General features: G+C 74.5%; 9 protein-coding genes. 1 reads left to right on the forward strand and 8 read right to left on the reverse strand.

Annotated elements, in window-relative coordinates; translation table 11 throughout:
• Window positions 1-12 precede the first annotated feature (12 nt).
• The 6 genes from ACF1AK_RS25345 to ACF1AK_RS25370 all read right to left on the reverse strand — a co-directional run bounded on the left by ACF1AK_RS25345 (window position 13) and on the right by ACF1AK_RS25370 (window position 7,464).
• On the reverse strand, window positions 13-2,340 hold the full coding sequence (locus ACF1AK_RS25345) for a xanthine dehydrogenase family protein molybdopterin-binding subunit (RefSeq protein WP_391501102.1): 2,328 nt from the start codon (window positions 2,338-2,340) through the stop codon (window positions 13-15).
• Window positions 2,337-3,635, reverse strand: coding sequence for a (2Fe-2S)-binding protein (locus tag ACF1AK_RS25350; protein ID WP_391501103.1), 1,299 nt, complete (start codon window positions 3,633-3,635; stop codon window positions 2,337-2,339). The genes ACF1AK_RS25345 and ACF1AK_RS25350 overlap by 4 nt, the downstream gene beginning before the upstream one ends.
• Window positions 3,632-4,498 carry an FAD binding domain-containing protein gene (locus ACF1AK_RS25355; RefSeq protein ID WP_391501161.1) on the reverse strand — a complete coding sequence of 289 codons (867 nt, stop codon included), beginning with the start codon at window positions 4,496-4,498 and terminating at the stop codon, window positions 3,632-3,634. The genes ACF1AK_RS25350 and ACF1AK_RS25355 overlap by 4 nt, the downstream gene beginning before the upstream one ends.
• A gap of 322 nt (window positions 4,499-4,820) precedes the next feature.
• A complete protein-coding gene (locus ACF1AK_RS25360; protein ID WP_391501104.1) occupies window positions 4,821-6,428 on the reverse strand; it encodes a beta-N-acetylhexosaminidase in 1,608 nt (535 codons plus the stop codon).
• Window positions 6,429-6,518: 90 nt separating this feature from the next.
• Window positions 6,519-6,797: a DUF3039 domain-containing protein gene (locus ACF1AK_RS25365; protein ID WP_391501105.1), complete on the reverse strand. Its 279-nt coding sequence runs from the start codon at window positions 6,795-6,797 to the stop codon at window positions 6,519-6,521.
• Between the two features lie 82 nt (window positions 6,798-6,879).
• A complete protein-coding gene (locus ACF1AK_RS25370) occupies window positions 6,880-7,464 on the reverse strand; it encodes a YqgE/AlgH family protein (protein ID WP_391501106.1) in 585 nt (194 codons plus the stop codon).
• Between the two features lie 299 nt (window positions 7,465-7,763).
• Between ACF1AK_RS25370 and murA the strand changes: the two genes are divergently transcribed.
• Window positions 7,764-9,116, forward strand: a complete 1,353-nt coding sequence (gene murA / locus ACF1AK_RS25375) for a UDP-N-acetylglucosamine 1-carboxyvinyltransferase (protein WP_391501107.1) — start codon at window positions 7,764-7,766, stop codon at window positions 9,114-9,116.
• 75 nt (window positions 9,117-9,191) lie between these two features.
• Here murA and ACF1AK_RS25380 read toward each other — a convergent pair whose 3' ends face one another.
• Window positions 9,192-9,473 carry an HU family DNA-binding protein gene (locus tag ACF1AK_RS25380; RefSeq protein WP_030308200.1) on the reverse strand — a complete coding sequence of 94 codons (282 nt, stop codon included), beginning with the start codon at window positions 9,471-9,473 and terminating at the stop codon, window positions 9,192-9,194.
• A 558-nt stretch (window positions 9,474-10,031) separates the two neighbouring features.
• Window positions 10,032-11,504: an NAD-dependent malic enzyme gene (locus ACF1AK_RS25385; RefSeq protein ID WP_391501108.1), complete on the reverse strand. Its 1,473-nt coding sequence runs from the start codon at window positions 11,502-11,504 to the stop codon at window positions 10,032-10,034.
• Between the last annotated feature and the right edge of the window lie 178 nt (window positions 11,505-11,682).

Consider the following 11,682-nt stretch of genomic DNA (forward strand, 5'->3'; position numbering starts at 1 on the left):
CCGGCCGGCCGCTCAGGCGGTGACGGCGTCCTCCGGGCGGATCGGAAGCCGGCCCACCGGCAGACCGGTCGCGGCGCGCACCGCCGCGGCCACCGCCGCCGGTGCGGTCACCGCCGGCACCGCGCTGACCGCCTTGGCCCCGAACGGCGCCACCACGTCGCGCTCCTCCAGCAGGGCGGCGACCCGGATCTCCGGGGTGTCCAGCGCGGTCGGCAGCCGGTAGCCGGTGAGCGAGGGATTGGCCAGCAGACCGCCCTCGGTGCGGAGGTCCTCCAGCAGGGCCAGCCCGACGCCCTGGGCGACCCCGGCCTCGATCCGGTCCTCGATCTGCCGCGGGTTCAGCGCCCGGCCGACCTCCTGGGCCACCGTCACCTCGACCACCCGGACGGCGCCCAGCTCGATGTCCACGTCGACCACCGCGCGCATCGCGCAGAACGCGATGGAGACGAAGGCGTCGCCCTGCCCCGCCTCGTCCAGCGGCTCGGTCGGGTGCGGGCGGCACTGCGCGGTCGCCCAGAGCTCCTTGCCCTCCAGCGCCTCGGCCACCGGCATGCCGAGCACCCCGTCGTACGAGGTGATCTTGCCGTCGGCGATCTGCAGCAGCTCCGCGGACATCCCGAAGTTGGCGGCGATCGGCTGGAGCAGCTGGTGGCGGACCATCAGCGCGGCCCGCTCGACCGCGCCGCCGGACACCCAGGTGTGCCGGCCGCGGGCGGACGGCCCGGCCACCGACTGGTCGCTGTCGGCCGGGGCGATGTACACCTCGCCGACGCCCAGCACGCTCTGCACGATCTGCCGGGCCAGCGTGGCGAAGCCCTGGCCCGCGTCGACCGCGGCGCAGATCACGGTGGCGTGGTCGCCGCTCACCCGCACGGTCGCGGTGGCGACCTCGTCCTCGCCCTCGGCGCCCAGCATGTGCACCATGCCCAGCGCGTAGCCGATGCCGCGCCGCACCGCGGCCGGGTCCCCGGCGCCGCCGGGCCCGCCCGGCAGCAGCCACTCGGCGTCCGGGTCGTCCACCGGCAGCGCCGGCAGCGGCTCGGCGGCGACGGCCTCCAGCAGCGCGCCCACCGGGGCGGGGCAGGTGACGGCCTGTCCGGTGGGCAGCGGGTCGCCGGTCGCCATCACGTTGCGGCGGCGCACCTCCACCGGGTCGATGCCGACCCGGGCGGCCAGCTGGTCCAGCTGCGACTCGTAGGCGAAGCACGCCTGCAGCGCGCCCTCGCCGCGCATCCGCCCGGCCGGCGGGTTGTTGGTGCGCACCGCCCAGGCGTCCACGAAGACGTTGGGGCAGTTGTAAGGGCCGACCGAGAAGGCGGTGGCGGCGGCCAGCGCCTCGGCCGAGACGTCGGCGTAGGCGCCGCCGTCCAGCAGGATCTGCGCCTCGACCTTCACCAGCCGGCCCTCGGCGTCCGCGTGGTGGCGGTAGCGCAGCAGCGCCGGGTGCCGCGAGGCGTGGGTGTGGAAGGACTCCTCACGGGTGAGCGTCATCTTCACCGGGCGGCCGGTGCGCAGCGCCAGCAGCGCCAGGGTGACCTGGAAGGACGGGTCCTCGCGGTCGGAGGTGGCGCCGGGCACACCGGTGACCACCAGCCGGACCCGGTCCGGCTCCAGGCCCAGGCAGGCGGCGGTGCGGTCGCGGTCGCCGTGCGGGTCGGTGGAGGACAGGTGCAGCTCGACCCCGCCGTCCGGGCGCGGCACGGCCAGGCCCGCCTCGGCGCCCAGCGGCGCCGGGTCCTGGCGGCCCACCTGGTACAGGCCCTCGACGACGATCTCGCCGGCCGCCTCCGGGTCTCCGGTGCGCAGCGGCAGGTGGCGGAAGAGGTTGCCGTCCGGGTGCAGCGGCGGGGCGGTGAAGGCCTGCTCGGGGTCGGTGACGGCGTCCAGCGGTTCGTAGTCGACGGTGATCAGGCCGACCGCGAGCCGGGCGGTGTCGGGGTGGTCGGCGGCGACCGCGGCCACCGGCTCGCCGTGGTGGCGGACCACTCCGGCGGCGAGGACCGGACGGTCGGCGACGATCGGACCGGTCGGCGCGCCGTCCGGCAGGCCGTCCGGGCCGGCCGGCAGGTCGGCGGCGGTGACCACGGCGTGCACGCCGGGCAGGGCCAGCGCGGCCGAGGTGTCGATGCCGCGAATGCGCGCGTGCGGGTGCGGCGAGCGCAGCACCGCGCCCCACAGCAGGCCCTCGGCCCACAGGTCGGCGGCGTACGGGTAGATGCCGAGCGCCTTGGGCAGGGCGTCGCTGCGCAGCGGGGAGCTGCCCAGGCCGAACGGCTCCGTCGTGCCGCCCGCGTCGCCGTCCTGCTGGAGTGCTGCGCCGATGTCGGTAGGCGACGTCATGATGCGTGGTCGTCCTCGGGGAGCCGGATGCCGTGGGCGGGGGTGGCGCCGTACGGGACGCCGGCGGGGGCGGCGCCCCCGGCCGGGGCGCCGCCGTGCGGGGGCGTGGGGATGTACGGCGTGCCGTGGGCGGGGGTGCCGCCGTCGTGGCCGGGCTGCTGCGGGTACCCGGCCGCGTCGTAGCCCGGCAGCGGGGTGCCGGCGGCCGGGGTCTCGTACACGGGCCCGTCGTAGGCCTGGCCGTCGTAGACCGGAGCGTCGTAGCCGGGGGCCTGGTCGTAGCCGGGCTGCTGCGGGTAGCCGGCCGTCCCGGGGTAGCCGGTCCCGGGCGGGTAGGTGCCGTGCGCCGGGGTGGTGTCCGCCGGGTACGGGCCGCCGGGGTGGGCCGGGTGGAAGCCGGTGGAGCCGTCGGCCGGCGGCGGGACGTCCCGGACCGGGGCCAGCACGGTGGTGTCGTACACCCCGCTGTCGTAGCCGCCCGGGCCGTCGGCGGTGCCGTACGGCGCGCCGGGGGCGGGGGCGGCCGGCTCGGCGGGGGGCTGCGGGACGTGCTCGATCCAGGCGTCGCCGTCGGTGTACACCGGCAGGTCGGCGGCGGTCGCGGGCTCCTCCGCGGCGGGCCCGGCGGCGGGGGCCGGGTCCGGGGCGGGCACGGGGGCGGGGGCGGGGGCGGGGGCCGCCGCGGCCCGGTCGCCCTCCTCGGCGGCGGGCGCGGCGTCCGCCGCCCCGGCCTCCGCCGCGCGCGCGTCGGCGACGCTCTGCACGGCGGCCAGCGCGCCCCGGTAGCCGGTGCACCGGCAGAGGTTGCCGCACAGCGCCTGGCGCGCCTCGACCTCGGTGGGCCGGTGGTTGCGCTGGAGCAGGTCGTGCACGGCCATCGCCAGGCCGGGCACGCAGTAGCCGCACTGCACCGCGCCGGACTCGGCCAGCGCCTGCTGGACGTCACTGGCGCCGCCGGCGGCCGACAGGCCCTCGACGGTGTTGATCTCGCTGTCCTGCGCCAGCGCGGCGGGCACCAGGCAGCCGGCCACCAGCTGCCCGTCGACCTGCACCGAGCAGGCCCCGCACTCGCCCTGCTCGCAGCCGTCCTTGGCGCCGGCCAGGCCGAGCCGCTCGCGCAGCACGTAGAGCAGGCTCTCGCCGATCCAGGCGTCGCTGACGGGCCGTTCGAAGCCGTTGACCCGCAGGGTGTACGAGGTGGTCGGCCGCAGCTCGCGGCTGACCTGCGGCGCGTGGTCGTGCGCGTGGTCGAGCAGCCCCGCGTCCAGGGCCTCGATGGGGTGGTCTGTGGTCACTTGAGCGCCCTTCCCAGTGCCCGGCGGGCCAGCACGGCTACGGTACGCCGCAGACGGACGGCGGCCGCGCTCGGCCCCTCGGTGACGGCCTCCCAGGCGCCCTCCGCGCCGTAGCCCTCGGGGACGCAGGCGGCGGCCACGTAGTCGCCGAAGGCGGCGGTCGCGGCGGGGTCGATCTCCCGCGAGCCGTCCCAGTCGATGCAGCCGGCCACCCAGGCCTCGGCCTCCAGCGGCCGCAGCGGCACCGGGGCGACGGCGCCGACGGCGCAGCGCACGGCGCGCCGGGCGGGGTCGAGGACGAGCGCCACCGAGGCGGTGGCGCGGGCCGGGCCGCTGCGGCCGGTGGCCTTGAGGAACACCTGCGGGGCGTGCAGCAGCGGGACGCGCACCCAGGTGAGCAGCTCGCCGGGGCGCAGCGGGTCGAGGCCGGTGAGCAGGTGGCTGACCGGGACCTCGCGGGTGGCGCCGGCCCGGGCGAGGGTGACGCTGGCCTCCAGTGCGGCGAGCACCGGGAGGGTGTCGCCGGCCGGGGCGGCGGTGGCGATGTTGCCGCCGAGGGTGCCGACGTTGCGCACCTGCGGGGGGCCCGCGGTGCGGGCGGCGTCGGCGAGCGCGGGGATGAGCGCGGCGAAGTCGGGGCGGTCCATCCGGGCGTGGGTGAGCCCGGCGCCCAGCACGGCGGTGCCGCCGTCCTCGTAACGCCAGCCGCGCAGTTCGGTGATCCGTCCGAGGCCCACCAGGGCGGCGGGGCGCAGGCGCCCGGCGTTGACGGCTTCCATCAGGTCGGTGGCGCCGGCCACCGGCACCGCGGCCGGGTGAGCGGCCAGCGCTTCGACGGCCTCGTCGAGGGAGGCCGGCAGCATGATCGTCCGGTTCACCTGGGTCCCACCGTGCTCCACTTGCTCATCGATCGCCTGCCGCCCGCGGCCCTGGACCGGGTGTCCGCTCCGGCAGCCCGGCCTGGCCCGTAGGGTACGGGCGATCGGGCCGGGTTGGGCAACTCTGGCACACAATGCTCGATGATCATTTCGGGACGGGCGAACGGTACTGCCCGATTGGGACCGATACCGGGCGGTATCCGACCCGGTCCGTACCGGACCGGGTCGGATGTTCATCTGTTCTTGACGTCCGACGCCTGCCCGGAAGTTCCCGCGCGCATCGTCCGTCCGCCCTCCCGGCGTGCCGTCAGACCACCGGCGGAAGCCCCTCGATCGGCCGGCCCTGGACGCCGGGCCAGGTCTGCCACGGGTGCGGACCGGCGGCCGGGCGGTACTCGACGCCCAGCGCGTCCAGCACCTCCAGGTGGCCCGCCATCCGCCGCTCGAAGCCGGCGAAGTCGCGCGCGGCCGGGTCCGTGGGCAGCGCCGACCAGGCGACCTCGGCGAAGGCCACGAGCCGCGGGAAGACCCGGTAGTCGATGTCCCGGGCGCTGTGCATGAACTCGCTCCACACGTTCGCCTGGGTGCCGATCACCCGGCGGGCCGCGGCCTCGTCGAGCTGGGGCGGCACCGGCTCGAAGCGGTAGACGTCCTCCAGGGTGCGCACGAAGCCGACCGGGATCGGCTCGTCCTCGCCCGGCGCCTGCCGGTGGTCGAGGTAGACGTGCTGCTCCGGGCACATCACCACGTCGTGCCCGGCCTCGGCGGCGGCGATCCCGCCGCCGTAGCCGCGCCAGGACGACACGGCGGCGCCGGGGGCCAGGCCGCCCTCCAGGATCTCGTCCCAGCCGATCAGCCGCCGTCCGCGCTCGGCCAGCCAGCGGCCGAAGTGCCGGATGATGTGGCTCTGCAGCTCGTCCTCGTTGGCCAGGCCCAGCTCGCGCATCCGCGCCTGCGCGGCGGCGCTCTCCTTCCACTGCTCCTTGGGGCACTCGTCGCCGCCGAGGTGGATGAACTCGGACGGGAAGAGCTCCAGGACCTCCTCCAGCACCCCCTCGAAGAACCGCAGGGTGGCCTCGGAGGCGTTGAGCACGTTGTGGCTGACGCCCCAGTCGGTCCACACGCCGAGCGCCGAGGTGTCCACCACGTCGGTGTTGCCCAGCTCGGGGTAGGCGGCCACGACGGCCTGGGTGTGGCCCGGCAGGTCGATCTCGGGCACCACCGTGACGCCCCGCTCGGCCGCGTAGGCGACGATCTCGCGCAGGTCGGCCTGGGTGTAGAAGCCGCCGTGCGGGCGGTCGTCACGGCGCTGGCCGGCCCGGTAGCCGACCATCGAGCGCTCGCGCCAGGAGGCCGTCCCGGTGAGCCGCGGGTAGCGCTTGATCTCCACCCGCCAGCCCTGGTCGTCGGTCAGGTGCAGGTGCAGCACGTTCAGCTTGTGCGCGGACAGCTGGTCGACGAAGCGCAGCACGTCGGCCTTGGGCAGGAAGTGCCGGGCGACGTCCAGCAGCGCGCCGCGCCAGCCGAACCGGGGCGCGTCCTCGATGTCCACGCCGGGCAGCACCCACTCCGAGCGCAGCGGGGCGCGCCGGTAGGCGTCCGGACCGAGCAGCCGGCGCAGCGTCTGGGCACCCCAGAGCGCGCCGGCCGGGCCGCCGGCGGTGATCACGGCGTGGCCGGGGCGCACCGAGAGCCGGTAGGCCTCTGCGGCCAGCGTGTCGTCGTGGACCAGTTCGACGCCCTCACCGGGCCGCCCGGGGGCGAGCGGCAGGCCGGTGGCGGCGCTCAGCGAGGAACGCAGCCACCGTTCGGCCCCGGCCAGTTCCGGCGGCGCGGTCAGGGTGGTCGTCGAGTCGAGCGGGAAGTCCTGGTCCGGGAGGCGGACGGAACTCACGGGGGCGGGAATGAGGTCCATTGCGCCATCCTCCCCCGGCCCGGGCGACTGGCATAGACCACCCGGCAATCGCCGCGCTATGCAAAACGGCGGTGCGAGGAGCGGAACGGCCTACTCGCCCTTGTCGTCGCCGCCCTGCGGCTTGCCGATGCCGTCGTAGATCTCCTTGCACATCGGACAGACCGGGTACTTCTTCGGGTCGCGCCCGGGCACCCACACCTTGCCGCAGAGCGCCACCACGGGGGATCCGGAGAGAGCGCTCTCCATGATCTTGTCCTTCTGGACGTAGTGCGCGAAGCGCTCGTGGTCGCCGTCCCCGTGGGACACCTGCGGGACGGGCTCGACCAGGGTGCCGGTGCCGAGGCCGCGCTCGGGCTCAAGAGTGCTCATGGGTGCCAAGTCTATGGGCGCCCCGCGAGACCGGGCCAGTGTCGCGGCCCCGGCCCGTGTCATGCCGCGTCCGGCGGCCGCCTCAGTTGAGCGTCGGGTCGTCCGGGTAGCTCGCCAGCAGGGCCAGCGGACCGCGCTGGCGGCGCAGCACGGCGCGCCAGAGCCGCTCCGGCTCGGGGCTGGAGATGTCCCCCGGCTCGCAGTCCACCAGGTACCAGGCTCCGGTGGAGATCTCCGTCTCCAGCTGCCCCGGCGCCCAGCCCGCGTACCCGGCGAAGATCCGCAGCGCGCCGAGCTCGCCGGCCAGCACCTCGGGCGGCGCCTCCAGGTCCACCAGGCCGATCGCGCCATGCACCCGCCGCCAGCCGAGCGGTTCCCCGGTGCCCGGCTCCCCCGGCGCCACCGCCAGGCCGAGCGCCGAGTCCAGGGCCACCGGTCCGCCCTGGAACACCACCGCCGGCCGGCCGACCAGCACGCCCCAGCCGTCCAGCACGCTGCCGACCTCCACCGGGGTCGGCCGGTTCAGGACGACGCCGAGCGCCCCCTCGGCGTCGTGGTCGAGGAGGAGCACCACCGCCCGGGCGAAGTTCGGGTCGGTGAGCACGGGCGTCGCGACGAGCAGACGGCCGGTGTGGGACCGGCCTGCGTGCGAATGGGCCGCCGTCATGCCCACATGATCCCGCAGAACCCCCGGCGGCGGACACCCGAAGACCGGCGGGCCGGGGAACGCGCCGCGAACACCCGTACGGCCGCACCGGCGCGCGCCGCGCGGCCCGGGGAGAGCACCATCACGGGAGAGGCTCACGGGAACCATCGGCACGACCACTACCATCTACTGATGGTGGACGCCCGTCCACGGTGCCGATTCGGTCACGCCGGGGGCCCGACGCGCCCGTGCAACCGTTCCACCGCATGGCTCGTCGCCGAGCCGCACCCACTCCTCTGGCACCCCGGATTGCGAGAACGATGACCGACGACGTCCTGCTGGTCCACGGCGGAAACCCGCTCGAAGGCGAGATCCGCGTCCGCGGTGCGAAGAACCTGGTGCCCAAGGCCATGGTCGCCGCCCTGCTCGGGCAGGGTCCCAGCAGACTGCGCAACGTCCCGGACATCCGCGACGTCAAGGTGGTCCGCGGGCTGCTCCAGCTGCACGGCGTCACCGTGCGCACCGGGGACGAGGAGGGCGAGCTGATCCTCGACCCCTCGCACGTGGAGAGCGCCAACGTCGCCGACATCGACGCGCACGCCGGCTCCTCGCGCATCCCGATCCTGTTCTGCGGCCCGCTGCTGCACCGCCTCGGCCACGCCTTCATCCCGGGCCTGGGCGGCTGCGACATCGGCGGGCGCCCGGTGGACTTCCACTTCGAGGTGCTCCGCCAGTTCGGCGCCACCATCGAGAAGCACCCGCAGGGCACCTACCTGGTCGCCCAGCAGCGGCTGCGCGGCACCAAGATCGAGCTGCCCTACCCCTCGGTCGGCGCGACCGAGCAGGTGCTGCTCACCGCGGTGCTCGCCGAGGGCGTCACCGAGCTGCGCAACGCGGCCATCGAGCCGGAGATCGTCGACCTCATCTGCGTGCTGCAGAAGATGGGCGCGATCATCACCCTGGGCACCGACCGCACCATCCTGATCACCGGCGTCGACGAGCTGGACGGCTACACCCACCGGGCGCTGCCGGACCGCCTGGAGTCGGCCTCCTGGGCCTGCGCGGCGCTGGCCACCAAGGGCGACATCTACGTCCGCGGCGCCCGCCAGCTGGAGATGATGACCTTCCTCAACACCTTCCGGAAGGTCGGGGGCGCCTTCGAGGTGGACGACGAGGGCATCCGCTTCTGGCACCCGGGCGGCGAGCTCAAGGCGATCGCGCTGGAGACCGACGTGCACCCCGGCTTCCAGACCGACTGGCAGCAGCCGCTGGTGGTCGCGCTGACCCAGGCGACCGGGCTGTCCATCGTGCACGAGACGGTGTACGAGTCGCGGCTGGGCTTCACCGGTGCGCTGAACCAGATGGGCGCGCACATCCAGCTCTACCGCGAGTGCCTGGGCGCGACCCCGTGCCGCTTCGGCGCCCGCAACTTCCTGCACTCCGCGGTGGTCTCCGGCCCGTCCAAGCTGATCGGCTCCGAGCTGGTCATCCCGGACCTGCGCGGCGGCTTCTCCTACCTGATCGCGGCGCTGGCGGCCGAGGGCACCTCGACCGTGCACGGCATCGACCTGATCAACCGCGGCTACGAGAACTTCATGGACAAGCTGCGCGACCTCGGCGCCCACGTCGAGCTGCCGAGCGAGCGGGCCGGCGAGGAGCTGGTCGGCGCCTGACCGGCGCCCCCGCCGACGACGGGAGGCCGGGTCCCCACGAGGGGGACCCGGCCTCCCGGGCGTTCAAGGGGTGGTTCAGGCGCCCTTGGCGGCTTCCTTCAGCTTGGAGCCGGCGCTGACCTTGGCGCTGTAGCCCTCGGGGATCTGGATCGGCTCGCCGGTCTGCGGGTTGCGGGCGGTGCGAGCGGCACGGTGGGTGCGCTCGAAGGTCAGGAAACCGGGGATGGTGACCTTCTCGTCGCCCTTGGCGACGACCTCGCCGACGATCTCGGCGAAGGCGGCCAGAACGGCGTCGGCGTCCTTGCGGGTCACCTCGGCGCGCTCGGACAGCGCGGCCACCAGCTCACTGCGGTTCATGTGTACTCCTGTGGTCTGTTCGCTTGCGGTGTACGGGGGCCCATCGGTGCTCCCACCGGGGGCACCCGGATGGGCCGCAGGTCCGCACACTGTGCTCATGCAGGCAATGCGTGGTCGCGGGCCGGGTCCGCACCCAGTGCCGCGCGCCGTGCCGTCGAAGGCCCGCCTGCCTGCCCGGATACGAATCCTGCCCCGACCGGCCCCGAGAATGCCAATCGGGCCCCGGCAGCACGACCCGAACAGCGCCCGCCCGCCGGAGGTGTGACGCTCCGTCGGCTCCGGCGGACCGGGCGCGGGCGGCGGTCGGGAGGACACGCCGGAAGACCAGGGGGACGTTCCGTACTTGTCGGACACGCCTGCCCCGTGCAGGGCTACCGTACGCCCTAGGTCCGACAAGCCCAAACACGCCCCTCGCCCTTGTGTCGCAAGGGTTCGGGGCGGGAACGGGCGGGTACGACCGCTAATCGGGCATTTGACCGATCCGCGACACATCGCAACCGGCCGCCGCGGGAGCGTGCCGCCGGGTCCGGCGCAGGGATCCGGCGGCGCGGTCCGGCGTCAGAGCCGCACGGCCGGGAAGGAGGAGGTGTCGAGGGTGCCGACGATGCCCGGGGTCGGACGGGACGGGGCGGGCTCCTCCGAGGCGGCGGCCAGGGCGGCCTCCCGGACGGCGGCGGCGACGGTCTTGGCGACGTCCTTGTGGAACACGCTGGGGATGATGTAGTTCGGGTTGCGCTCCTCGTCACCGACGGTGGCGGCCAGGGCCCGGGCGGCGGCGATCATCATCTCGGTGTTGACGGTGCGGCTCTGGGCGTCCAGCAGGCCGCGGAAGACGCCGGGGAAGACCAGCACGTTGTTGATCTGGTTCGGGAAGTCGCTGCGGCCGGTGGCGACCACCGCGGCGGTCTGCCGGGCCACCGCCGGGTCGACCTCCGGGTCCGGGTTGGCCAGCGCGAAGACGATCGCGTCCGGGGCCATGGTGGCCAGGTCGTCGCCGTCCAGCACGTTCGGGGCCGAGACGCCGATGAAGACGTCGGCGCCGGCCACGGCCTCCTTGAGGCTGCCGGTGCGGCCCGAGCGGTTGGTGTGCTCGGCGATCCAGCGCAGGCTGTCGTTGAGGTCGTCGCGGCCCTCGTGGACCACGCCCTTCACGTCCGCCACGGTGGCGTGCTCGACGCCCGCCGCCATCAGCAGCTTGAGGATCGCGGTGCCGGCGGCGCCGGCGCCCGACATCACGACCCGGATGTCGCCGATCTCCTTGCCGACCACCTTGAGCGCGTTCATCAGCGCCGCCAGCACCACGATCGCGGTGCCGTGCTGGTCGTCGTGGAAGACCGGGATGTCCAGGGCCTCGCGCAGCCGGGCCTCGATCTCGAAGCAGCGCGGCGCGGAGATGTCCTCCAGGTTGATGCCGGCGAAGCCCGGGGCGATCGCCTTGACGATGGCGACGATCTCGTCGGTGTCCTGGGTGTCCAGGCAGATCGGCCAGGCGTCGATCCCGGCGAAGCGCTTGAACAGGGCCGCCTTGCCCTCCATGACCGGCAGCGCGGCGGCCGGGCCGATGTTGCCCAGGCCCAGCACGGCGGAGCCGTCGGTGACCACCGCGACGCTGTTGCGCTTGATGGTGAGGCGCCGGGCGTCCTCGGGGTTCTCGGCGATCGCCAGGCAGACCCGGGCGACACCCGGGGTGTAGATCATCGAGAGGTCGTCACGGTTGCGGATCGGCAGCTTCGAGGACATCTCGATCTTGCCGCCGAGGTGCATCAGGAAGGTGCGGTCCGAGACCTTGCCGATGGTGACGCCGTCGATCGCCCGCAGCTTCTCGACGATCTCCTCGCCGTGCGCCACCGAGGAGGCGGCCACCGTCACGTCGATCCGCAGCGCCTCCAGGCCGGAGGCGGTCACGTCGAGGCCGGTCACCGAGCCCCCGGAGGACTCCACGGCCGTGGTGATCGCGCTGACGGCGTTGCCTCTGGCCGGCACCTCCAGCCGCACCGTGATCGAGTTCGAGACACTGGGCACCGTCGCCATCGACGTTCCTTCTTCCGTCCGTCCGTCCACGAGGTCGACCGTTCGCCGGGGTCCCTCGCCTGCGCATGCTAGACATCGATGGTCGCACCAACCGGGGCGTAGTCAGAAATAACGTTCATTGAGTGTGCGGACCCGACAACTTCTTGCCTCCACGGCCCGATGCGTTACATTGGACGGG

It is taken from the genome of Kitasatospora sp. NPDC015120 (genome assembly GCF_043080305.1).
Lineage (GTDB): Bacteria > Actinomycetota > Actinomycetes > Streptomycetales > Streptomycetaceae > Kitasatospora.